General features: G+C 66.1%; 21 protein-coding genes and 1 pseudogene. 2 read left to right on the forward strand and 20 right to left on the reverse strand.

Annotated features, from left to right (window positions below):
• Positions 1-3 precede the first annotated feature (3 nt).
• Both map and ACK6AU_RS04830 read right to left on the reverse strand, forming a co-directional pair.
• Positions 4-768: a type I methionyl aminopeptidase gene (map, locus tag ACK6AU_RS04825; RefSeq protein ID WP_185699947.1), complete on the reverse strand. Its 765-nt coding sequence runs from the start codon at positions 766-768 to the stop codon at positions 4-6.
• Positions 765-965 (reverse strand): ParD-like family protein, encoded by a 201-nt coding sequence (locus tag ACK6AU_RS04830; RefSeq protein ID WP_011061386.1) that lies wholly within the window; start codon positions 963-965, stop codon positions 765-767. Before ACK6AU_RS04830 ends, map begins: the two co-directional genes overlap by 4 nt.
• Before the next feature lie 275 nt (positions 966-1,240).
• Here ACK6AU_RS04830 and ilvA point away from each other — a divergent pair.
• Positions 1,241-2,254: pseudogene (ilvA, locus tag ACK6AU_RS04835) on the forward strand (threonine ammonia-lyase, biosynthetic); the annotation flags it as partial.
• A 42-nt stretch (positions 2,255-2,296) separates the two neighbouring features.
• Here the strand turns inward: ilvA and ACK6AU_RS04840 are convergent.
• Entirely contained in the window at positions 2,297-2,602 is a 306-nt protein-coding gene (locus tag ACK6AU_RS04840; protein ID WP_185699946.1) for an NIPSNAP family protein, read from the reverse strand.
• 223 nt (positions 2,603-2,825) lie between these two features.
• On the opposite strand from ACK6AU_RS04840, the gene ACK6AU_RS04845 reads away from it, so the two are divergent.
• The gene (locus ACK6AU_RS04845; protein WP_185699945.1) at positions 2,826-3,092 is read left to right on the forward strand and encodes a DUF1652 domain-containing protein; all 267 of its coding nucleotides are present in this window, start codon (positions 2,826-2,828) and stop codon (positions 3,090-3,092) included.
• A 28-nt stretch (positions 3,093-3,120) separates the two neighbouring features.
• Here ACK6AU_RS04845 and ACK6AU_RS04850 read toward each other — a convergent pair whose 3' ends face one another.
• The 17 genes from ACK6AU_RS04850 to ACK6AU_RS04930 form a co-directional block, all read right to left on the reverse strand.
• Positions 3,121-3,495 carry a hypothetical protein gene (locus tag ACK6AU_RS04850; protein WP_409298013.1) on the reverse strand — a complete coding sequence of 125 codons (375 nt, stop codon included), beginning with the start codon at positions 3,493-3,495 and terminating at the stop codon, positions 3,121-3,123.
• A 94-nt stretch (positions 3,496-3,589) separates the two neighbouring features.
• On the reverse strand, positions 3,590-4,363 hold the full coding sequence (locus ACK6AU_RS04855) for a carbohydrate deacetylase (protein WP_409298015.1): 774 nt from the start codon (positions 4,361-4,363) through the stop codon (positions 3,590-3,592).
• Positions 4,360-5,487 carry a GNAT family N-acetyltransferase gene (locus ACK6AU_RS04860; protein ID WP_409298017.1) on the reverse strand — a complete coding sequence of 376 codons (1,128 nt, stop codon included), beginning with the start codon at positions 5,485-5,487 and terminating at the stop codon, positions 4,360-4,362. Before ACK6AU_RS04860 ends, ACK6AU_RS04855 begins: the two co-directional genes overlap by 4 nt.
• A complete protein-coding gene (locus tag ACK6AU_RS04865) occupies positions 5,484-6,185 on the reverse strand; it encodes an N-acetyltransferase (RefSeq protein WP_185699941.1) in 702 nt (233 codons plus the stop codon). Before ACK6AU_RS04865 ends, ACK6AU_RS04860 begins: the two co-directional genes overlap by 4 nt.
• On the reverse strand, positions 6,182-8,107 hold the full coding sequence (locus ACK6AU_RS04870) for a hypothetical protein (RefSeq protein WP_409298019.1): 1,926 nt from the start codon (positions 8,105-8,107) through the stop codon (positions 6,182-6,184). The genes ACK6AU_RS04865 and ACK6AU_RS04870 overlap by 4 nt, the downstream gene beginning before the upstream one ends.
• Positions 8,107-9,414 carry an oligosaccharide flippase family protein gene (locus tag ACK6AU_RS04875; RefSeq protein ID WP_409298021.1) on the reverse strand — a complete coding sequence of 436 codons (1,308 nt, stop codon included), beginning with the start codon at positions 9,412-9,414 and terminating at the stop codon, positions 8,107-8,109. The genes ACK6AU_RS04870 and ACK6AU_RS04875 overlap by 1 nt, the downstream gene beginning before the upstream one ends.
• Positions 9,411-10,409, reverse strand: coding sequence for a polysaccharide deacetylase family protein (locus ACK6AU_RS04880; RefSeq protein WP_409298023.1), 999 nt, complete (start codon positions 10,407-10,409; stop codon positions 9,411-9,413). The genes ACK6AU_RS04875 and ACK6AU_RS04880 overlap by 4 nt, the downstream gene beginning before the upstream one ends.
• 1 nt (position 10,410) lies before the next feature.
• Positions 10,411-11,547, reverse strand: a complete 1,137-nt coding sequence (locus tag ACK6AU_RS04885; protein WP_185699937.1) for a glycosyltransferase family 2 protein — start codon at positions 11,545-11,547, stop codon at positions 10,411-10,413.
• Positions 11,540-12,505, reverse strand: a complete 966-nt coding sequence (locus ACK6AU_RS04890; RefSeq protein ID WP_185699936.1) for a glycosyltransferase family 2 protein — start codon at positions 12,503-12,505, stop codon at positions 11,540-11,542. The genes ACK6AU_RS04885 and ACK6AU_RS04890 overlap by 8 nt, the downstream gene beginning before the upstream one ends.
• 107 nt (positions 12,506-12,612) lie before the next feature.
• The gene (locus tag ACK6AU_RS04895; RefSeq protein ID WP_409298026.1) at positions 12,613-13,962 is read right to left on the reverse strand and encodes an O-antigen ligase family protein; all 1,350 of its coding nucleotides are present in this window, start codon (positions 13,960-13,962) and stop codon (positions 12,613-12,615) included.
• Positions 13,959-15,059 carry a glycosyltransferase family 4 protein gene (locus ACK6AU_RS04900; RefSeq protein WP_185699972.1) on the reverse strand — a complete coding sequence of 367 codons (1,101 nt, stop codon included), beginning with the start codon at positions 15,057-15,059 and terminating at the stop codon, positions 13,959-13,961. The genes ACK6AU_RS04895 and ACK6AU_RS04900 overlap by 4 nt, the downstream gene beginning before the upstream one ends.
• 11 nt (positions 15,060-15,070) lie before the next feature.
• Positions 15,071-16,663, reverse strand: a complete 1,593-nt coding sequence (locus tag ACK6AU_RS04905; RefSeq protein WP_409298028.1) for a GumC family protein — start codon at positions 16,661-16,663, stop codon at positions 15,071-15,073.
• A 10-nt stretch (positions 16,664-16,673) separates the two neighbouring features.
• Positions 16,674-17,702: a polysaccharide biosynthesis/export family protein gene (locus ACK6AU_RS04910; protein ID WP_409298030.1), complete on the reverse strand. Its 1,029-nt coding sequence runs from the start codon at positions 17,700-17,702 to the stop codon at positions 16,674-16,676.
• Positions 17,703-17,724: 22 nt separating this feature from the next.
• The gene (locus ACK6AU_RS04915; RefSeq protein WP_409298032.1) at positions 17,725-18,369 is read right to left on the reverse strand and encodes a CpsD/CapB family tyrosine-protein kinase; all 645 of its coding nucleotides are present in this window, start codon (positions 18,367-18,369) and stop codon (positions 17,725-17,727) included.
• Between the two features lies 1 nt (position 18,370).
• A complete protein-coding gene (locus ACK6AU_RS04920) occupies positions 18,371-19,117 on the reverse strand; it encodes a sugar transferase (protein ID WP_185699971.1) in 747 nt (248 codons plus the stop codon).
• A 50-nt stretch (positions 19,118-19,167) separates the two neighbouring features.
• Positions 19,168-20,184 carry an NAD-dependent epimerase gene (locus ACK6AU_RS04925; RefSeq protein ID WP_185699931.1) on the reverse strand — a complete coding sequence of 339 codons (1,017 nt, stop codon included), beginning with the start codon at positions 20,182-20,184 and terminating at the stop codon, positions 19,168-19,170.
• Positions 20,181-21,533, reverse strand: a complete 1,353-nt coding sequence (locus ACK6AU_RS04930; protein WP_185699930.1) for a UDP-glucose/GDP-mannose dehydrogenase family protein — start codon at positions 21,531-21,533, stop codon at positions 20,181-20,183. Before ACK6AU_RS04930 ends, ACK6AU_RS04925 begins: the two co-directional genes overlap by 4 nt.
• Between the last annotated feature and the right edge of the window lie 127 nt (positions 21,534-21,660).

The raw sequence follows: 21,660 nt of genomic DNA on the forward strand, positions 1-21,660 counted from the left end.
GGCCTATTGCGGTTGCAGGGTCAGCACTTCGAAGCCGTCACGGGTCACCGCCACGGTGTGTTCCCATTGGGCGGAGAGGCCGTGGTCGCGGGTGACCACGGTCCAGCCATCCTTGAGACTGCGAACCCGGGCGCTGCCCTGGTTGAGCATCGGCTCGATGGTGAAAGTCATGCCCTCGCGCAGTTCCAGTCCGGTGCCGGCCCGGCCGAAGTGCAGGATCTGCGGTTCTTCATGCATCTGCCGGCCGATGCCGTGGCCGCAATATTCACGGACCACGCTGTAGCCGTTGGCCTGGGCATGGCTCTGGATGGCATGGCCGATATCGCCGAGCCGGGCGCCGGGCCGTACCAGGCGGATGGCGTTCCACATGGCCTGGAAGGTGGTATCCACCAAGTGCCGGGCCCGTGGGCCGACATTGCCGATCAGGTACATCTTGCTGGAGTCGGCGATGTAGCCGTTCTTCTCCAGGGTGATATCGATGTTGACGATGTCGCCATCCTTGAGCACGGCCTCTGGATGGGGCATGCCATGGCACACCACTTCGTTGATCGAGGTGTTGATGCAGTAGGGATAGTTGTACTGGCCCTTGCTGGCGGGGCGGGCCTTGAGCTGGTGGCGGATGAAATGCTCCACGGCAGCGTCCAGCTCCAGGGTCGACAGGCCCGGGCCGACGAAACCGTCGAGGTAGGTGAACACCTGTGCTAGCAGGCGCCCGGACTCACGCATCAGTGCCAGTTGATCGGCGGTCTTGATCAGGGCCTGGGTCATGCGCGGCCCCTGAGCAGGTCGGGTTTGTTCAACAAGAGCTTGTTGATCAGGTCGTTGTAGGCCAGGTGCGGATTGAGCTCGGCCAGCAGGCCGATCTTCATCCAGAACTCGGCCTGGGCGTTGATCGAGCGATCCATGGCGGCGCTGGCCACGCGGATCTGTTCGTGCAGTTCATCGGAGATCTTGACGATACCCATGTCGCGCTAGGTTCTCTGAGGGGGAATATACGGATCATATATGTTTCGTATATTTCACCTCAAGTGGCCGGTGCGATTGTTTTTCCGGATGCTTGCGACAGGTCGATTATTTCGCTAGTTTTGCGTCCATGACTTTTTCCGCCATTCGTCCCCAGCCAAGCATTATTACCGCCATTACTCATTGGCGGGCTTGCTGACGACTGCACCCAACCCGCCCTGGAGGCGGGTTTTTTCTCTCTGTCTCCCGGGCTTCGCACACAGCCAGGAGATCCATCATGAGCCGCCCCAGCCCAACGCCCACTCCGAGTGCCGACATGGCCCTGCTGGAGCGCTATGTGAAGATGATTCTTGCCGCGCCGGTCTATGACCTGGCCATCTGCACGCCGTTGCAGGCGGCGCCGGCGTTGTCCCAGCACCTGGGCAACCAGATCCTGCTCAAGCGCGAGGACCTGCAACCGACCTTTTCCTTCAAGATCCGCGGCGCCTACAACCGCCTCGCGCAATTGAGCAGCGAGCAGAAGCAGCGCGGGGTGATCACCGCCTCCGCCGGCAATCATGCCCAGGGCGTGGCCCTGGCGGCGCGGGAGCTGGGGATCCAGGCCACCATCGTCATGCCCGAGACCACCCCGCAGCTCAAGGTCCTGGGGGTGCGCAGCCGTGGCGGTGACGCGCTGCTGCACGGCCCCAGCTTTCCCTTCGCCCTGGCCCATGCCCTGGAGCTGGCCGAGCGCAGCGGGCGCACCTTCGTACCGCCGTTCGACGATCCCCATGTGATCGCCGGGCAGGGCACAGTGGCCATGGAAATCCTGCGCCAGCAACAGGGGCCGCTGGATGCGATCTTCGTCCCGGTGGGCGGCGGTGGGCTGATCGCCGGGATCGCCGCCTATGTGAAATACCTGCGGCCGGAAATCCGTATCGTCGGCGTCGAGTCCGAGCACTCCAACTGCCTGCAGCAATCGTTGGCCGCCGGGGAACGGGTGACCCTGGCCTCGGTGGGCACCTTCGCCGACGGGGTCGCGGTGGCCCAGGTCGGCGAACATGGCTATGAAATCTGTCGGCGGCACGTGGACCAGGTGATCAGCGTCAGCAATGACCAGCTCTGCGCGGCCATCAAGGATATCTACGACGACACCCGTTCGATCACCGAGCCTTCCGGAGCCCTGGCGGTGGCCGGGATCAAGCAGTACGTGGCCATGACCGGCGTGCGCGGCCAGACCCTGGTGGCCATCGACTCGGGGGCCAATATCAATTTCGACAGCCTGCGCCACGTGGCCGAGCGTGCCGCCCTGTGCAATGGGCCGCAGCCGGCCTGAGCCGGACGCCGCCTGGGTTCAGGAGAGCAGGGGACGCAGGAAGCTGCGCTCGTAGCTGAGGATGAACTTCTTCTCCATCACCGAGGCCACCAGCGCCACGCTTTGCGGATCGCCCAAAGCCTCCTGGCGGTAGGCCTCGTAGGCCGCCAGGGAGGGAAAACTGAACAGGCAATAGGCGATATTGCTGGCACCCTCGCTGGGCAGGAAGTAGCCATGGTGGCTGCCGCCCAGGCGCTGCACCACGCTGATCCAGGCTTTGGCATAGGCTTCGAACTCGGCCAGTTGATAGGGATCGATCACATATTTGACGTGGCAGGTAATCAAGGCGACTGCTCCTGGTGGCGTGTGGGAAGGACATCGAGTCGGCTCGAAAAAGCCGCTGCTCAGAGCCAAATCGAATTTAACAGACTCGGCAAAGCCGCATAGTCTGTAGCGTGGACCCGTCTGTAAGGACAATCAGGATCGGGCCTGGAACCCTCGAACACGGACGTCGTCCGCAGGCAGCCTGCCTGCCGATTGGCCGCCTCGAACAACGGAGAGAGTCGCCATGTTTCTATCTGCCCTGGAGCTGCGCAATATCATCGAAAGCAGCTTCTTGCCCAAGCGCTGTCAATGCACTCTGAGCCCCGAGCTGTCGATGACGGTAAAGGTATTCGGCGAACATGAACCCGATCGTGTCGACCTGCTGGTTACCGGCATCGACGCCGCGCAGCTCAATGGCTGTCGTGAAATCAACGAGCTGATCGCCGGGCTGCGCCATGACCTGGCCCAAGGTTCCGGACATGGCGTACCGCTGAGGCGGGTGCATTACTGAGCTTCGGGCCGCTGGCTACCGCGCTCGTTCAAGGAAGCCTGCGGGCCTGGACGAACCCCAGGCCCAGCAGCAATTCCGTACCCACCGCCAGGAAGATGCCCGGCCCGGCATTGCCATTGAGCCACTCCAGGGTCCCCAGCCCGGCAAGGGCGAAACAGCTGGTCGCCATGCCATTGCCCAGGGCCTGGCGGGCAGGGCTGTGGCCCACGTCGCGAAACTGCTGGAAGATCACCGCCAGCCCCAGGAACAGCAAGGCGTTGCGCCGTGCGACGAATCCCGCGACCGGGTTGTAGTCCAGGCCCCAGAGGGCCAGCAGCAGTCCGGGGGCGAGCCCCCAGGCCAGGGCCAGCAACAGGCAGATCAGGGCGGTCAGGCTGCACAGACGACGAAACGACCAGGACATGGCGATTCCTTGCACCAGGAAAAAGGGCGCCAAGGGTAGCCCGCCGCGCAGCCTGGGAAAACCGTCCGTTCAGCGCAGTCCATTAACGTTTCTCCTAGAGCTCGCTGTAGGCGACCCGCCGATATCCGGGCAACGCCCGGGCCAGCAGTCGCTCCAACGATTGCTGCGCCGGCAGGTAGTCGTCGCCGAAATCGCCATCGGCCAATTGCGTCGGGTGCGCCACCACCTCGACCACGCCCCGTGGGCGCAAGCCGTCCAGCAGATCCCTGGGCGTGCACACTGAGTCGGCACTGGCGCCGGACAACCCGCGGATGCGCCGGTTCAGCGCGGTCTTGAACAGCCATTTGGCGAGTCCGATATTGCTCCCGACATTCCGCGCCAGGCGCACCGGCACCCCTTGCCGGGCGGCGAAGCGGGCGACGATCGCCGCCACCGGCCACAGGTTGTGCACGTGTTGGTGGGAGTCGATATGGCTGGGCCGCAGCCCCTGGGCGAGGCAGCGCTCCCACTGCGCTTGAAGCTCTTGCAGCACCGCGGCGGCGGCCGGTCGCGGCAGGCGCAAGGTCGAGCGCGGCAGGTTCAGGTCGAACTGGCCCTGGGCGTCGCAGAACAGCGGTTGCCCGCGGATCGCCTGGCTCAGGGCCGGGCCGTAGGTCAGGTTGAAGTGCAGGCCGATGCGCCCCAGCAATTCATGCCGGTGGGCCAGTTGGCAGGCATCTTCGAAGGCCGGCATGTTGGCCATCAAGGTGGCGGAGCTGATCACGCCGCTCTTGAAGGCTCGCAGGGTCAGCTGGTTGTAGTCCGGGTCGAGGCCGAAGTCGTCGGCGTTGACGATCACTCGTGGCGCATTGGCCTGGAAGTCCTTCATGGGCGCACCTTCGCAGGGGGGGCGGCCTGACGTCGTTCGCGCCAGGCCTTGAGATGAGGTTTGAGTCGTTGCCAGAGGCGTTCGCCCAGGCCCGCCAGCAGGCCCAGGGGGCGCCAGCTGTAGAAGCTCCAGCGCTGCTGTTCCACCAGGCCGCTCAGGCGTTCGTGCAACTGGTGGCTGGAGCGGCTGAGGCTGACCCGCGAGGCGTCCACCCATTGCCAGCCATCCTCCAGGCCCCAGCGGATCCATTCGTCCAGCAGCAGGCGACCGCTGCCCAGGTTGGCGTAGTCGGCCAGGAAGGCGATGTTGTAGTCGTACAGGCGGCCCCGTTCCAACAGGCCCAGGCGATAGCTGATGCAACGTCCCTGGTGCTCCAGCAGCACGATTCGCACGCAATCTTCGGCGGCCAGCTGGCGCAGGGCGCTGAACATCCATTGGCGGCGTGGTCCGCCGGAGAAGATCCCCAGGCCGTCGGTGCCTTTCCAGCTGGCCTGCTCGACTTCGCACAGCCTCTGCAGGATTTCATCGATCCCCTCGGGCTTGGGCGCTACGCGGATGATCCGCGCCTCGATCTCTGCGCAGCGCTTCCTGGCCCGGCGCAATTCGTAGCGCAAGGTGCCACTGGCCTCCTCGGCATCGGCGGGCATAATCAAGTGCTCCGGTACCCGGCAGGTCAACGCGTGCTCGGCGTAGCTGCTGGCCTGGCGCCAGGGCGCCAACAGCTCGTTGGCCGCTACCAGTTCGTGCAGTTGCAGCAGGTCATGGGGCAGGTGCCGACGGATTTGCCGCAGCGCCTCGGGCATGGCGTGCCGGGCGCTGTCGGCCACCAGCAAGGCCAGGCGATCGCAAAGCGGATGCCCGAGGTGGCGCACCACGCGCAGCGGCAGCCCCCCGCGGGATTCGCGGGCGGCCACCAATGGCAGGCACAGCACCAAGCGCTGTTCCTGCCAGCCCAGCAGTATCTGCAACCCCTGGCCCGGGGCCAGGGCCTGGGCGGCGCCGCGTAGCCAGCCCAGGCGATTGAACGGCGTGGCGCGCTCGTTGGCGGCGCGCAGTTGCTCATAGGCGGCCTCGGGGAACTGCGCCGTCGCGAGGTCGCTGCACCATTGCCAGCGCAGAGTCATGGCCGCTCCTGGTCGATCTTCGTGCCGGCTTGCTGATCCAGCAGGCGCCCACGTCGCAGCTGGTGCAAGCGGGTCTGGTGATAGGGGCGGCGGTGATGGAAGTGCAGGCAACGAAACAGGCAGTAGACATGCAGGGATTCGCCGACTTCCTGGAAGCCCAGGCGCATGTGCATCTTCAGCGCTGGTTCGTTGCGCACGTTGACCAGGGCCCGGGTGCTCTTGAAGCCTCGCTCGCGGTACTCCTCCCAGAGCAGTTTCTGCGCCAGGATCACCACCCCCGAGCCCCGGTAGGGCTGCGCGCACTCGCCGGCGAACTGATACAGGCAGCCCGGTGGCACGCGCATCCAGCAGCGGTACAGCTGGTCGTCGTAGTAATCGCGCTCGCTGATCCACACCATCATCATCACGTTGCCCTGGTGATCCAGGTGCGCGCTGCCCCGGCTGCCCTTGTCCAGCAGGCCGCGAATGGCCGGTAGCTGGGCCTTGAAATACTTGTCGAAGGCTGGCAGCAGCTCCCGGGTGATGGGCACCTGGGGCCAGCGTGCAGGGTCGATGGGGCAGGGCACCGGCAGGGCCAGGGAGCGCTCCAGGGTCAGAAGCTCCCAGTGGTAATAGAAGAAGCGTTCGCGCAGCACTCGCAGGCTACCGCGCAGGCCCTTGCGGCGGATCTTGGCCAATAGGCCGGTCAAGCGACTCATAGGGTTGTCCAGGTCAAGGCAAACAGGGTTTCGCCGGGCAGCTGGAACACCAGCCGGTCCGAATCGCACTGCACGTTGGCGGGGCGGGCCTGGCCATCGGCGCCCAGCAAGGTCAGTTGCGGTTCCGGCGGGCAGTGGTGGGTTGGCATGGGGACTTCGATGGTCTGCTGGCGCGCAGTCTTGGCCACGCCCAGCAGGCTATGGCGCGGACCGTCGCGCAGGGCCAGGGCATCGACCTCGAAGGCCGGGTTGTCCAGGACCTGCACCTGGGGCAGCCAATGCTGCTGGAGGAACTGCTGGACCAGGGCCACCGGCTTGAGGCTGAAGTGCCGGGCGCCATGCTGGGCCAGCATGCCCTTGGGATACTCCGGCTCGTCGGCGGCCTGGAACCAGTTGAGCATGTCCAGCAAACCATCCTGGGACGCGTTGAACACCACCGAGGCCCACCACAGGCCGGCGTAATGCGTGTCCTGCTGGTAGGGGCTCAGGTCCGGGCCGCTGGAAATATTGGTCTGGCTCAGCAGCAATGCCTTGCGTGGCCGGCCCTGGTCGTCCAGGCCCACCAGGTCGGCGGCGGCGCGCACGCTGGCGCGGTAGCGGCGGGTGGCCAGCAGGTCGCGCACCATCCATTCGTGCCAGGCCAGGGCGTCGATGTCCGGACCATGCTCGGCCAGCAGCTGGCGTGCCCAGTCGATCCCCCGGCGTTGCCCAGCGCCAACCCGGAACGGCCCATCCAGCAGGCGCGAGCTCACCGGCATGGCGATGCGCACCCCGGCGGCCCGGGCCTCGGGATGGGCCTTGGTGCGTTCCAGCATCTGGCTGAAATAGGCGGCGAAGGCGGCGTAGCTCGGATAGTTGAGGTTGGGTTCGTCGGCGAACGCCAGGTAATGCAGGCCCTGGTTGCCCAACCGTGTGCTGTCGTCCAGCCAGGCGTCGAGGCCCGCCAGGGTTTCAGGGCTGGCTTCCAGTACCGGCCTGCGCCCGGTGCCCGCCAGCAGGGTGATATCGCGGTCGACGCCAAAGGTCTCGCGGTAGAGCCTGCGAAAGGCGATTTCCCGCTCGGGCTCGGCCTTGATCACGTCGACGAAGCTGTAGAAGTTGGCGGCCCGGGGGCCCAGGGCTCGCAGCAGTTCGAAGGTCGACTGCGGCGGTTGCGCGTAGGGCAGGGCCACGCCCAGGTGTGGACTGGGGCCGGCCAGTTGTGGGTGCAGGTTCAGTTCCACGTGCCCCGGGGTCCATTGCAAGGGGTGCAGTTGGCGCAGGTCCTGGGCGAATAGGTTGGCGGTACCGTCGAGCCAGAAGCCGACCTTGCCGGAGCCGCCCATGGACAGGCGCCAGACTTCGTCGCGCTCGGCCACCGGCAGTTCGGCCTGGTCGAATTGCGGGTATTGATCGTGGTTCTCGAGCCCCAGCCGGACCTTCGCCCCGTCGCTCAGGCGCACTGCTTGCAACACACTCACGCCACCGTGGTACTTGCCTGCGAGCACCGCTCGTTCACCGGCGGCAACGCGAAAGTACAGCTCGGTGCCGTCGGGTACGTCGGCGCTGAAATGCACCTTGGTGGGCTCGAACTGGGCCTGGGTGGCGCTGTCATGGCCGATCCTGAAGTTGCGGAAGCTGTAGCCGGGCACTTGCAGCCGGTAGTCGCCGCTGGCGGCGGGCAGCAGGATGCTGTCCTGGCCGTAGGCCTGGTCGGCCGGGATATCCACCTGCTGGCGCAGCTGGCCGTCGGGGCCGACCAGGTACAGCTGTTCCTGGTTGGCGTCGCTTTGCCAGGCCGGGCTCCAGCGCAGGTGCAGGGTATCGGCGACGTTGGCCTGCAGGTACAGGCTGCCATCGCGGATATCGCCCCATTGCATGGGGGCCGCCTGCAGGGAGGGCGCCGCGAGTAGCAGCAGGACGATCAGGGCATGGGATTTCATCAGGCCTTTTCCTTGGGGCGCAGTAGCTGGTGTACGTAAGTCACGTCCGCGGGCAGCAGAATCAGGGTGCGATACCAGGCCACGCCGCTCAGGCGGCAATACAGGCCGAGCATCACCAGGCTCACCGCCAGGTAGGCGATGGACGAGGCCAGGCCGGCACCGACGATGCCCAGCCGTGGAATCAGCAGCGCGTTGAGCACCAGGTTCAGCAGGGCGCCGCCGCCCATCAGCAGCGACAGGCTGCCTGGGCGCTGCTTGCCCAGCAGGTCCAGTCGCAGGATGCTGGCGTAGCACAGGCCGAACAGGCCCGGCAGCAATGCCAAGAGGGCGCTGTAGGCCGGGGCATAGGCGGCACCGAACAAGGTCACGATCAACCATTGGCCGATCAACGCCATGCCCAGGCAGGCCAGCAGCATGACCGTGGCGGTCAGGCGCAGGGCCAGGGCGGTCAGTTGCTCGATGCCGCTGCCTTGTTGCAGCAGGCGTTTCATCAGCGGGGTGGTCACCGCCTCGGGAATGATCAACAGCAGCTCGGCAGCGGCACTGGCCATGGCATACCAGCCCAGGGCCGCCGGATCGAGCAGGGCGCCGATGAACAGGTAGTCCGAGCGCAGCATCAATTGCTGGGCCAGCACCCCGGGATGACTCTGGGCGCTGTAGCGCAACAGCTCGCGTTGCTGCCCGGTCTGCCAGCGCAGGCGCACATCGTGCCAGCGCCGCAGCCAGCACCAGCCCACCACGACCACCAGCAGCGTACCGCCCAGCCAGCCGCCCAGCGCCGCGGCCAGCGGTTGCTCGCGCCAGATCCACCACAGGCCGACGAACAGCAGCAGCGGCACCAGGGATTCCAGCAGCCGCAAGGCATTGAAGGCTTCGACCCGGCCGTCAGCGTTGTGCAGGGTCAGCAACCCGCTCTTGAGCACGGTGAGCGGCACCGCCAGCAACAACAGCCAGGCCAGGTCGCCCAGTTGCAGGCTCAGTTCCCACTGGCTGCCCAGGGTATTGACCAGCGCCAGGCCGGCCAGGGTCAGCAGGCTGGCCAGCAGGCAGCCATACACCAGTACCTGGGTCAGCAACAGGCCCATGGGCCGCTGGCGTGCCGCCTCATAGCCCACCGCGGTGTTGAGACCGCCGCTGGTGAGCGCAGCGATCAGGTCCGGCAGGGTGCTGAGCAGGGCGAACAGGCCGCGGTCCGCCGGGCCCAGGAGGCGTGCCAGCAGCACGTTGCGCAGCAGGCGCAGGCCGATCATCGCCAGGCGGGTGCCCATGCTCAGGGCCAGGTGCCAGAGATAGCCGCCGCGCTTCATGCCCGGGCGCCTTGCCACAGGCGCCAGGCCAGGAGCCCGGGGTGGGCGGCGCTGGCATGGCTGACGTCGATGCGGGGCAGGGCCAGCCAGGCGTTGCCACTGGCCTCGATCAGGCCGGGCCGGGTGCCCAGGGCGTAGCGATAGCCCAGCGCGGATACGGCGGCCCGCACCCGGGGATCGTGGTCGCCATTGGGGTAGCAATAGACTGGCAGCGGCGCCTGGCAGCGTTTGTGCAGGGTGTCATGGGAGCGTTGCAGGTCGGTGCGCAGGGCCGCGTCCTCGAGCTGGGTGAGGATGCCGTGGCTGGCGCCGTGGGGGCCGAAGGACACCAGCCCCGAGCGCTCCAGGCGCTTGACCTGGGGCCAGTCCATGGCGTGCGGCGCGGCGCCCGCGGGGCAGGTGTCGGCCAGTTGCTGCAGGGTGGTCGCGGGCAGTCGCTTGAGGCGTTGCAAATAGCTGCCGAGCAGGCGGCTGCGGGCATCGCTGGCGCCGGGCTGCAGCAGCTCCAGCGGTGGCGTCAGTTGCAGCTCGCGCAGGCGCTCCAGCAATGGCCGGCCAGCAGCGGCGTCGGCCTGTTGCCACAGGGTTTCGCCGATCGCCTCCCACCAGAAGCCCTGCTGGCTGCCGATGAAGTCGGTGGACAGGAAGATGCTCGCCGGCACTTCGTAGCGTTCCAGCAGCGCAAAGGCTACTTCGGCGTTGTCGCGCCAACCGTCGTCGAAGGTCAGCGCCATACGCGGCCGGTCGCCACCAGGCAACTCCAGCAGCTGTTGCAGCGGTACGCAGTCGAAATGCCGGCGCAGCCAGCGCAGCAACTGTTCGAACTGGGCCTGGCCGACGCACAGGGGCGCGCGATGGGGCTTGGCCGCGGCGTTGGAGTCGGCCAGCACCCGGTGCAGCATCAGCACCGCCCCGGCCTCGCCCAGGCGCGAGCGCCCGGCGCTGTGCAGGTAGGCGCTGCCCAGCAGGCGCTTGAGGACTAGTTTGAAGGTCATGTCAGCGATTCTGTTGTGGGTTCCACAGGGCGTAGCGCTGCCCGCGGAGAAATTGCCAGAGGCCCATGCTCATGCCGGCCAGGGTCACCAGGACGAAACCGGCCAGGCGAAACACCTTGGGCAAGCGGCCGTGGCGGTCCAGAAGACCCATCACGCCAGCGCCGTAGCCCAGCAACTGGGCGATGAGGCACAGGCTGTAGAAGGGCCCGGCGTTCCACAGCAGCAGGTTGGCCAGCAGCAGCGGCAGCAGCAAGATCGGCGCCAGGCGGCGAATCAGTTTGTGGCTGATCAGGGCGATGGCATAGGCACCATGGCGCCAGGGGTTCATCAGTTGCCGACGCTGGGCCAGGCTCTGTAGGCCGCCCACCGTGACCCGCAGGCGCCGGCGGTATTGCTTGCCGGCCTCGTCCACGCCCTGGTCCAGGACCTGGGCTTGTTCCACATAGACGATGCGCTTGCCCGCCACCGGGGCGCAGGTGCTGATGAAGAAATCATCGTTGACCTCCGCCGGAATGCTCTGGAACAGCTCCCGGCGTAGCGCCAGCAAGGCGCCGTCGGCGGACACCATGCAGCCGGTGCGGTTTTCCGCCTGGCGTATCCAGGCTTCATAGTGTCGGTACAGGCTGTCGCCCAGGCTCAGGTTGTGCCCGGGCCGGGGGATGATCATGTGCCCGCCGCACGCGCCGACCTGCGGGTCGGCCAGGGGGGCCAGGAGCTTGCCCAGGGTATCGGCGGACCATTGGTTGTCGGCGTCGGTGAACACCAGGATATCGTTGCGGGCCAACTCCACGGCGGCGTTCAAGGCTCCGGCCTTGCCCACCCGGGGCAAGTCCAGGACCACGATCCGCGGGTCGCGCACGGCCAGGGCGATGGCTACGGTATCGTCGCTGGAGCCGTCGCTGGCGAGGATGATCTGCAAGTCGGGAGCCGGGTAGTCCTGGAGCAGCAGGGTGCGCAGCTTGTGCTCGATGTGCGGGCCTTCGTTGTGGGCGGCGATGATCACGCTGACCGACAGTGGCTGGCCGGGCAGCGCCGGCCTTGGCCGCACGAAGCGGCTGAGCAGGGCCAGCAGCAGCGGGTAGCCGATCCAGGCGTAGATGGGCAGCAGCAGGCAGAGCCAGAAAAGAGTCTTAGCCACGGTCGGGCCTCACGACAAAACGGTTGAACAGACCCTGCACCAGGGCCAGGGCCCCCAGGTGCAGGCGTGCCCAGTGCAGCACCCAGAGCTGCAGGACGAACAGCGGATCGCGCTGGCGCAGGCCCTGGCGCAGGGCCAGGGCCAGCGGCGCCAGCGCGCCCACAGCCAGGTACGACAGGGCGCTGTCGGGCCGCCCCAGGAGCAGGGCGCCCAGCGCCAGCAGGCTGAGCAGCGCGCAGGCCAGGCACAGCAGGGGGAAGCGCAGCAGGCGCGGGCTCGCTCCGCCGGCCTTGAGCAATTGCACATGGCTGCCCTGGCGCCAGCGTTCCTTGGCGGCCCATTCGCGCCAGCTGCCCTCGAAGCCCCAATGCAGCACCTGGGGCTGGGGCAGGCTCAATTGCCGGGCGCCGGCGGCGTGCAGGCGCAGGCCGAAGTCCTTGTCTTCACCGGTGCGCAGTTGCTCGTCGAAGCCGCCGACGCGCTCGAACCAGGCCCGCTCCAGGCACAGGTTGGGGGTGGGCATCCAGTGCAGCAGGCGGGCCTGGGTCCCGGCGGCCAGGCTACGCCGTTGCCAGGCTCGGGCGAACCACGGCGCGCTGCTGGGCGCGGCGCAATCCAGGGCGAAGACTTCGGCGGTCCGTTGCCCCTGGGCCAGTTGCCAGAGTTGCAGCCAATCCTCGGGCACCTCGATGTCGGCATCGAGGAATGCCAGGCAATCGCCACTGGCGACCGCGGCCCCGCGATTGCGCAGGGCGCCGATGCTCAGGCCCGGGCACAGCAGTACCCGGGCGCCCATTTCGCGAGCCTGTTGCGGGCCCTGGTCGATGGAGCCGTTGTCGACCACGATCAGTTCGCAGTCGACACCCGCCACCCGGGCCGCGCGCAGCACGCTGGCCAGGGTCCGGCCTATGTGCCGGGCCTCGTTGTACATGGGCACGATCACGCTGATCCTGTGCATCTTTGCCTCCCTTGGCCGGATGGGGTTGAAGTCAGGCTCGCCTTGCCGGCGAGCCTGGCGAACGCCGTTGCCCGGGGGCCTGCGGCGTTCTGGCCCGCGGTAGCGGCTCATTGGTCGTCCTCGGCTTGGCGGCGCAGCACGCTGGACAGGGCGAGGAAGATCCACAGGTACTTGTGGTTCGGCGCACTGAGAAACAGCAGGAACACCGCCAGCGCGAGCAGGCTCAGGCCCAGGTGGGTGGCGAGGTCGGCCTGTTCCTGGACGCCCCGGGCGAGGAAGGCCTGGCGCGCGCGCTCGAAGTTGCGCAGGCCCATGAGCATCAGCGCGACGAAGCTCAGGCCCGCGGGTATTCCCAGCTCGCTGAACAGTTCCAGGTAGGTGTTGTGGGCGCGGCGGTACAGGTCCGGCTCGTTGAGGTTTTCCGAGAAGCCGCTGGCGAAGCCGGTCTGCGCATAGTGCACGGGGAAGGTGCCCAGGCCCGAACCCAGCAGCGGGTTGTCGCGGATCATCTGCCCGCCCACCACCAGGTACGAGGTGCGCCGGCCCAGGGAGGTGTCCTCGGAATGGGCACCGGACTTGAGCATGCCCAGGGATTTGATCCGCGCCACGTAGTCCGCTGGCAGGGCGGCGATGCCCAGGGGCACGACGATCGCCACGGCGAACATGGCGAACCCCAAGTGCTTGGGGCGCAGGCCCTTGAGTCGGTCGCGGTAGTGCCAGGCACCGATGGCGACGGTGAACAGCACTACCAGCAATCCGGAGCGCGAGTCGGTCTTGGTCATGCCGGCCATCAGGGTCAGGCCAATGGCGATCCAGAACAGCCGTAGCGGCCAGCAGGGCGCGCGCAGGGCCAGGAGGATCGCTAGCGGCACGGCCATGGCGATCAGCAGGGCAAAATAGTTGGCGTCCTGCAGCAGGCCGATGGCCCGGCCACCGACCTGGTACTTGGCCGAGACCAGCGCGATCACGCAAGTGATGGCCACGCTCACCGCCAGCAAGCGGCAGAGCATCAGCAGGTTGGTGTCCCGGGCGATGAGCAGGGTGACGAAGAACAGGACCAGGCCCACCGCCAGTTCTCGCAGGCTGTCCAGGGATACGGCCAGGTTCTCGCTGTACATGAAGCTCAGCAGCAGAAACAGCAGGAAGGGCCCCAGGGCCCGCCACAGGTTGCTGCCCAGGCGGGTATCGGGAACCTGCCGCAACAGCAACTTGAACAGCATGATCAGGATCAGCGAGGCGCCCAGCAGCTTGGCTCCGGAAAACGCGCTGTCCTTGAACAAGCCTTCGAACGGCACCAGGGCGCAGATGCCCAGCAGGCCCCAGCCCGGGCGCCGATACAGCACGGCCAGGCCCGCCAGGCCGACCACCACCAGGGGCGCCAGGAATGGCCAGGGGCTGGCCAGCAGGGCCAGGGCGGCCAGGCCCAGGAACAGGCCGAGAACAGGGGCGGCGATCATGCTGGGTTGGCCTCCCTGGCCTGGCGGTACAGTTCGTCCCAGCTACGGGCCAGGGTCGGCAAGTGGTAGTGCTCGCGCTGGGTGACGCGTGCGGCTTCGGCCAGGGTGTCCGCCAGGGCCGGATCGTCCAGCAGCTCGCCGATGCACCGGGCCAGCTCGGCACTGTCCAGTGGCTTGGCCAAAAGACCGTTGTGCCGGTGCTGCAGGACATCGGGAATGCCGCCCACGGCGAATGCCACGACCGGAGTGCCGGCTTGCATGGCTTCGAGCAGGATCATCGGCGTGCCCTCGGTGCGCGAGCTGATCACCAGGACATTGAGGCGTCGCAGCCAGGGTTGCATGTCTTGCTGGTAACCCGGCAACAGGATGCGCAGCGACAGGCCTTCGGCGTCGATGCGCTGGCGCAGGACCTGGTTCTGCTCACCGTCGCCCAGCAGCACCGCCTTGAGCTGCGGGCGTTGCCGGCACAGGGCGACCAGGGCGTCGAGGAACAGATCCGGGCCCTTTTCCTCGCTCAGGCGGCCGACGAAACCCACCAGGGGCTGCATGTCGTCACGACGCACCGGGGCTTCACACAAGGGCGGCCCCTCGTGGCTCGCCGGTCGGGCCGGCAGCGGTTGCGGCAGGCCGTTGGCAATCACTTGCAGCTTGCCTGGAGCCACCCCGGCCGCCAGGTGCAGGCGGGCGATGCTCTGGGCGACGCAGGCCACGCGGCTTACCTGGCGGCTGCGGCACAGGCGCAGGCTGGTCCAGGTATAGAGCTTCTGTTTCAGGCTCCTGGGCGTGAAGCCATGCTGGGTCAGGACCAATGGCAAGCGCAGGCGCCGGGCACAGATCCAGGCGAACACCTGGGCCTTGAAGTTGTGCGCGTTGAGCAGCCCGGGCTGCTGGCGCAGGTGCGCCAGCAAGGCCTTGAGGTCGTGGCAGTTGTGGCAGGTCACGCCGGCTTCGGTGAAACGCTGCAACAGCGCTGGTGGGGCGTCGAGGAACACCACCCGGTGCTGCCCGGGGGTAGCCAGGCAGTGATCCAGCAACATGCGTTCGGCACCGTAGAAACCGCCGCTGTGGATCAGGTGCACGATGGGCTGCGCGGCCATGTTCAGGTTGCTCACTGCTTGGCCCAATGCCAGGCCCAGCGCCAGGTCCAGCGCGGATAGGGGTTGACCTGGGGGGGCTCGATCGCGTTGAGCACCATCAGCACCGGCAGGCCGAGGTGGTCGTTGACCTGGGCCGGGTGCTTGAAGCGATGGTCGAAGAATTCGTAGACATAACCCAGGGCGATGGCCAGCAGCAGGCCGGTGAGCAGGCCCAGGGGAATGATCAGCATCGGCTTGGGAAAGGCCGCTTCGCTAGGCTCGTAGGGCTGGCTGAGCACCCGGGCGTTGGACAGTTCGCCGCTGATCAGGCGTTCGCCGCGGCTTTCTTCATAGCGCTGGGTATAGGTGAAGAACGCCTTGTGCAGGGCGTCGATCTCGGTATCCAGCTGGCGCAGCTTGCTCAGCACCTCCTGCAGGTCGCGCACACGGGCCTTGTAGTCGTTGATGCGGGTGGTCTTCTGGGCGATCACCGATTGGGTGATCTGCAACTCGCTGCTGCGTTCGCGAACGCGATTGTCCACCACCTTGAGGAACTGCGCCCGGGCCCGCACGATCTGCTCGCGCTGTTGCTGCATCGGTACGCTGTCGGCCCGGTAGGTGTCGGCGGTGACGCCGTACTGGCCCACCAGGTTGGTCAGCTGCTCGCCCAGTTGCTTGATCTCGCGGTCCTCGTAGGCCACGTTGTCCACGGTGTTGGCGAAGGCGAAGGGGAAGGTGTAGTCGGTCAAGCCGGCCTTGCGCGCGGCGGCGAGGCTCTTCTGCAAGTAGTCGAGGCGACGCTGGTTCTCCAGGGCCTGGTCGCGATAGCCGTTGAGCGACTGCTCCTCGGTGTTGATGGCGTTCAGGCGAAAGGTGATCTCCTCCTTGGGGTCGGAGGCGTGGGCCGCTTCCAGCAGTGCCTGGCGCTTGCCTTCCAGATCATCCAGGCGCGACTGGTACTGGGCCTTCTTCTGCTCATAGAAGGCTTCGGGCAGTTCGTTGGATTGCAGGTCCTGGCGGTTCTTCAGGTAGTTGGCCAAGAGGCGCTCGACGAAGCGCGTGCCTTCGGCCGCGGACGGGCTGCTGTAGACGATGGAGATCACGTTGGAGCCGGGCAGGGTGCCGATCTTCAGGTCCTTGACCGCCTGGTTGGTCAAGGCGTCCAGGCTGGTATCGCGCACCGGGTCCACCGCCAGGCCGAAGAAGCCGCGCACCGGGTTGATCACATGGTTGCGCAGGGGATTGATCACGCCATCGCGCAGGGGGTTGAACAGCAGCCTGGCGAGCAACCCTTCGTTGCCGCCGAACAGGCCTTCGTCGCGCAACTGGCCGATGGTGTCGCGGATCAGGGTCGGCGAGCGCAGGATGTTGCTCTCGGTCTCCATGTCCGCCAGCGATGGCGGGATGAATTTGTCGTTGTCCGGGGTGAGCACGGTATTGGCGTCGGTCTGCGACAGTTTTTTCGACTGCACGATGACTTCCGCGGTGATCTCGAAGCTTTGCTTGAGCACCAGCGGCAGCAGCAGCGCCAGCAGGGCGAAGCCCAGGAATACCCGCTTGATCAGGCGTCGATTGACGAAGAACACGAGGAGGAACTCGTGCAGGTAGTTTTCGATCTTGGTCATCGGGACAAGCTCATTGTTTGGATTCTTTGTTGTCGACGCGATAGCCGAAGCTGAAGCCGACACCCTGGAACATGATCACGTCGGCCAGCTGCTTGCTCAGTGCACCGGCCTTGGCCAGGCGGGTCTTGGGCACGTAGAGCATGTCGTCCGGCTGCAGGTAGGCGAATTGCAGCGCCTTGCCGTCCAGCGCGGCGTTGGCATCGTAGACCCGGGCCTCCACCTGGTTGCCCTTGCGCCGCATGATCACCACCGAGTCCAGGCGTGCGGTGGGGCCTGCGCCCTTGGCCAGGGTCAGGGCTTCGAGCACCGAGATCGGCCGGCGTACCGGGTAGGCGCCCGGCTGGCCGACCTCGCCCATGACGAACACCTCGTTGGCGGCGGTGGTCTTGAGCAGCACGTCGACGCTGACTTGCCCCACCTCCTTGGCGTAGCGCTGGTTGATCAGGCTCTGCAGCTCGCTCAGGCTCTTGCCCTGCAGCGACAGGCTGCCCAGCAGCGGGAAGCTGGCGCGGCCATCGGAGCCGACCACGATCTCGCGGCTCAGGCCGGTGGCCGGGTTGGTCAGGCTGGTGCGCAGGTTGTCCAGCTGGGCCATGGCGTGGGAGATCGAGAAAGTGATCTGCGGTTTCTTCAGTACCTTGGCGTACTGCGCTTGCAGGGCCTGGCGCGCCTGCTCGGCGGACAACCCGGCGACCTGGATGTTGCCGATATAGGGCATGTCGATGCTGCCGTCGGGCAGCACCAGCTTGTTGCCGCCCAGCTCCGGGGCGGAGAGGAAGCTGATGTCCACCTGGTCGCCCGGTTGTACCCGGTAGCGCTGCTGGCTGGTGGTGCCGATATGGAAGATCACGTCCAGCACGTCCTGGGGCCGCAGCACCTGTTCGATGGGCATGACCTCGGTGAGCTGGGCCTGGTCGGCCGGGGCGCTGAGGATCTGCACCGGCATTTGTTGCAGTGCCTGCTGTGAATCACGCCCGGCACAGCCAGCGAGAGCCAGCAGCAGCGACAGGCTCAGCAGGGAAAGTCTTGGCTTGTTCATGGTTACACGGTCCTTGTGCCGGTCAGAGGCGGTCGTAAACCCACTTGGGCATGTAGTACTTGCGGGCGTTGAACACGCTGCCGATCAGCTTCGCCTCGGCCTGGATCAAGCGTTGCGCGGCGGCCTGGGCCACTTCCCAGCGGGTTTCCTCGCTGCGCACCACCAGCACCACGCCATCGACCTGGGTACTCAAGGTGAGGATGTCGCCGCTGCTGTACACCGGATCGCCATCGACGATCACGAAGCGGTACTGGCCGGCCAGGGCATGCAGCAGTTCGCGCAACTGGTCGGCGGTCAGGCGCTCGCTGTATTGCTGGCGTCGGCCCAGGGGCAGCAGGTCGAAATCCAGCTCCGCGCTGGACTGGATGCATTCGCCGAATGCCGGCGGGGTTTCGGCCAGGGCCAGGTCGAGGAAGCCCGGGCGTTGTTCCAGGCCCAGGCGCCGGGTCAGGCTGTCATCCGAAAGGCTGGTATCGACCAGTAGCACCCGGCCGCGGCTGGTGCGCGCCAGTTCGCTGGCCATGCTCAGGCTGCTGCTGGTCACGCCGCTGCCGTGGTTGGCCGCGGTGAGCAGGACCACTCGCAGTTCCTGGTCGAGCACGGTCACCGCCAGGTTGCTTTCACTGGGACGCTGGATCTTCAGACTGGCAAGGGTTGCTGCCGCCATTTCAACTTGCTCCGTGGCCATTGAGGACCTTGAAAGGGGTTTTCATCAGGATCTTCAGGTCGAGCCAGGGGCTCTGCTGGAAGATGTAGGTCATGTCGAGGGTTACCCGACCGTCGAAGTCCACGTCGCTGCGCCCGGATACCTGCCACAGGCCGGTGATCCCCGGGTAGATGCTCAAGCGCCCCAGGTGGTGTTCCTTGTAGGTCTGGGCGTGGAACGAAGTGGGGCGCGGGCCGACGATGCGCATCTGGCCGAGCACCACGTTGATCAGGTTCGGCAGTTCGTCGAGGCTGGTACGACGCAGGAAACCGCCGATCCCGGTGATCCGTGGGTCGCGGTCGATCTTGAAGTCCACCGAATCCGGGCCGTGCTTGTTCAAGTGGCGCACCGAGTCCTTGAGGGCCTCGGCGTTGACCACCATGGTGCGGAACTTGTACATGCCGAAACGCCGGCCACGAAAGCCGGTGCGCAACTGCACGAAGAACACCGGGCCGGGACTGGTGAGCTTGATCAACAGGGCCACCGCCAGCAGCAACGGCGACAACAGCACCAGCAGCAGCGCGGCCAGCAGGGCCGAGGTCAGGCGCTTGGTGCGCGACAGGGTCCAGGGCCGTCCACCTTGGCGGCCGCTGAGCCAGCCATGGTGTTGCAGGTCGATGGCGGCCTGGACCTTGCGCCGGAACGGGTCGTTGCGCCGGTCTATGGGCGAGGGGGCGGCGCTGGCGGGCGACGAGACAGGTCTTTCCATATCCACCGGGAATACTTCCATTGCAAAGGTTCGGAAAAAGGGGGCGCTGTTCAATTGCTGCCGCGGTAGTAGTCCTGGTACCACTGGACGAAGTTCTTCAGTCCATCCTCCAGGGGAACCTGGGGCCCGAAGCCGGTGAGGTTCTCCAGGGCGCTGACGTCCGCGTAGGTGTTGAGCACGTCGCCGGGCTGCAAGGGCAGGTACTCCACCCGGGCCGTGCGACCGAGCAGTTTCTCCAGGGTCGTCACGTATTCCTTGAGCTGCACCGGGCGCTGGCCGCCGATATTGAACAGGCGCCAGGGCGCCATGCTGGTGGACGGGTCCGGCTGCTCGCGGTCCCATAGCGGGTCACGTGCCGGTGGCTTGCCCAGCAGGCGTACCAGGGACTCGACGATGTCGTCGATATAGGTGAAGTCACGCTGGTGCATGCCGTAGTTGAACAGCTTCAGCGGGCGCCCCTGGCTGATGGCGTCGGCGAACAGGATCGGCGACATGTCCGGCCGGCCCCAGGGACCATAGACAGTGAAGAAGCGCAGGCCGGTGGCCGGCACGCCGAACAGGTGGGCGTAGCTGTGGGCCATCAGCTCATTGGCCTTTTTGCTGGCAGCGTACAGCGACAGTGGATGATCGACGTTGTCGCTGACCTTGTAGGGCGTTTGCTGGTTGGCGCCGTACACCGAGCTGGAAGAGGCGTAGATCAGGTGCTGCACCGGGTAGCGCCGGCACATCTCCAGCAGGTTGAGGAACCCGCCGAGGTTGCTGTCCAGGTAGGCCTTGGGATTTTCCAGGGAATAACGCACCCCGGCCTGGGCGGCGAGGTTGATCACCACCTCTGGGCGAACTTCGGCGAACAGCCGGTCCAGGCCCGGGCTGTCGGCCAGGTCCAGGCGTTGCAAGGGAAAGTGCCCCACCTGGCGTTCCACCCAGCGCACTCGATCGTGCTTGAGCCGGGGGTCATAGTAGTCGTTGAAATTATCCAGCCCGGTGACCTGGTGCCCATCCTTGAGCAAACGCAGTGCGGTATGGGCGCCGATGAAACCGGCGGCCCCGGTGATCAGGATATTCATGCGCAAAGTGCCCCGGGTACGCGATAGGGCAGGCCGATGCTCAGGTAGTGCAGCCCGGCATCCGCTGCCTGTTGCGGGTTGTAGAGGTTGCGCCCGTCGACGATCAGGCGGTCCTTGAGGGTCTCGCGCAGCAGTTTGAAGTCCACCACGCGAAAGGCTTTCCATTCGGTGCAGATCACCAGCGCGTCGGCACCCTGCAGGGTGTCGTCGCGGGTCGCGCATAGCTGAAGGTCATCGCGATAGCCGTACAGGCGCCGGCATTCGGTCATGGCCTCGGGATCGAAGGCATGGACCTTGGCCCCGGCTTGCCACAAGGCTTCCATCAGGTAGCGGCTGGTGGCTTCGCGCATGTCATCGGTATTGGGCTTGAACGCCAGGCCCCACAAGGCGATGACCTTGCCCCGCAGGTTGTCCCCCAGGTGCGCCTTGAGCTTGCGGAACAGGACATGACGCTGCTCTTCGTTGACGTCGCGCACGGTCTTGAGCATGTGCGGTTCCAGGCCATGGCTCTGGGCGGTGTGGATCAAGGCGCGCAGGTCCTTGGGGAAACACGAGCCGCCAAACCCGGCTCCGGGGTAGATGAAGTGGTAGCCGATGCGCGGATCGGCGCCGATGCCCTTGCGCACGGCGTTGATGTCGACCCCGAGGCGTTCGGCCAGGTTGGCCATTTCGTTCATGAAGCTGATGCGAGTGGCGAGCATCGCGTTGGCCGCGTACTTGACCAATTCGGCACTGCGGTTGTCCATGAACATCAGGCGGTCGTGGTTGTGGTTGAAGGGGGCGTACAGCTCGCTCAACTGGTGGCGCGGCAGATCGTGGGCGCAACCGATGATGATCCGGTCCGGGCGCATGCAGTCGGCTACCGCCGAGCCTTCCTTGAGGAACTCGGGGTTGGACACCACATGCACTTGCAAATGGGACTTGCCCAGGTCCGCCAGTTGCTCGGCGACGGTTTCGACCACCAGGTCGGCGGTGCCCACCGGGACCGTGGACTTGACCACCAGGGTCTTGTCGCTGGACATCAGGCTGGCGATCTCGCGCGCCACCGCCAGGACATGGTCCAGGTCGGCGGAGCCGTCTTCGTTGGAGGGGGTGCCGACCGCGATGAAGATCACTTGCCCATGGTTCACGGCATCGCCGGGGCGGGTGGTGAAATGCAGTCGGCCAGCCTTCTGATTCTCTTCGATCAGCGTGGCGAGGCCCGGTTCGTGAATCGGAGGAATGGAACGTTGCAGTTGGGCGATCTTGTGGCTGTCTATATCGACACAGACCACGTTATGCCCGACATCAGCCAGGGCGACGGCTTGTACCAGACCGACGTAGCCAGTACCAAAAACGCTGACTTCCAAGGGAACGACCTCGTCCATGATGAGTGTATGGCGAGGGAATGCCTCACCTTCTGAAAAAAGCGTATGGCCTATAGCCTTCATTGCGCGCTTTTTTTGACACTACCACATGTTGGAGACATTTAATTGG

It is taken from the genome of Pseudomonas sp. KCJK8993, from assembly GCF_046230915.1.
GTDB classification, from domain to species: Bacteria; Pseudomonadota; Gammaproteobacteria; order Pseudomonadales; family Pseudomonadaceae; genus Aquipseudomonas; species Aquipseudomonas piscis.

Bases quoted from the DNA above. Each gene is read 5' to 3' on its own strand.
- map (WP_185699947.1), bottom strand. From the start codon at position 768: ATGACCCAGGCCCTGATCAAGACCGCCGATCAACTGGCACTGATGCGT.
- ACK6AU_RS04830 (WP_011061386.1), bottom strand. From the start codon at position 965: ATGGGTATCGTCAAGATCTCCGATGAACTGCACGAACAGATCCGCGTG.
- ACK6AU_RS04845 (WP_185699945.1), top strand. From the start codon at position 2,826: ATGTTTCTATCTGCCCTGGAGCTGCGCAATATCATCGAAAGCAGCTTC.
- ACK6AU_RS04850 (WP_409298013.1), bottom strand. From the start codon at position 3,495: ATGTCCTGGTCGTTTCGTCGTCTGTGCAGCCTGACCGCCCTGATCTGC.
- ACK6AU_RS04855 (WP_409298015.1), bottom strand. From the start codon at position 4,363: ATGAAGGACTTCCAGGCCAATGCGCCACGAGTGATCGTCAACGCCGAC.
- ACK6AU_RS04860 (WP_409298017.1), bottom strand. From the start codon at position 5,487: ATGACTCTGCGCTGGCAATGGTGCAGCGACCTCGCGACGGCGCAGTTC.
- ACK6AU_RS04865 (WP_185699941.1), bottom strand. From the start codon at position 6,185: ATGAGTCGCTTGACCGGCCTATTGGCCAAGATCCGCCGCAAGGGCCTG.
- ACK6AU_RS04870 (WP_409298019.1), bottom strand. From the start codon at position 8,107: ATGAAATCCCATGCCCTGATCGTCCTGCTGCTACTCGCGGCGCCCTCC.
- ACK6AU_RS04875 (WP_409298021.1), bottom strand. From the start codon at position 9,414: ATGAAGCGCGGCGGCTATCTCTGGCACCTGGCCCTGAGCATGGGCACC.
- ACK6AU_RS04880 (WP_409298023.1), bottom strand. From the start codon at position 10,409: ATGACCTTCAAACTAGTCCTCAAGCGCCTGCTGGGCAGCGCCTACCTG.
- ACK6AU_RS04890 (WP_185699936.1), bottom strand. From the start codon at position 12,505: ATGCACAGGATCAGCGTGATCGTGCCCATGTACAACGAGGCCCGGCAC.
- ACK6AU_RS04895 (WP_409298026.1), bottom strand. From the start codon at position 13,962: ATGATCGCCGCCCCTGTTCTCGGCCTGTTCCTGGGCCTGGCCGCCCTG.
- ACK6AU_RS04900 (WP_185699972.1), bottom strand. From the start codon at position 15,059: ATGGCCGCGCAGCCCATCGTGCACCTGATCCACAGCGGCGGTTTCTAC.
- ACK6AU_RS04905 (WP_409298028.1), bottom strand. From the start codon at position 16,663: ATGACCAAGATCGAAAACTACCTGCACGAGTTCCTCCTCGTGTTCTTC.
- ACK6AU_RS04910 (WP_409298030.1), bottom strand. From the start codon at position 17,702: ATGAACAAGCCAAGACTTTCCCTGCTGAGCCTGTCGCTGCTGCTGGCT.
- ACK6AU_RS04915 (WP_409298032.1), bottom strand. From the start codon at position 18,369: ATGGCGGCAGCAACCCTTGCCAGTCTGAAGATCCAGCGTCCCAGTGAA.
- ACK6AU_RS04920 (WP_185699971.1), bottom strand. From the start codon at position 19,117: ATGGAAAGACCTGTCTCGTCGCCCGCCAGCGCCGCCCCCTCGCCCATA.
- ACK6AU_RS04925 (WP_185699931.1), bottom strand. From the start codon at position 20,184: ATGAATATCCTGATCACCGGGGCCGCCGGTTTCATCGGCGCCCATACC.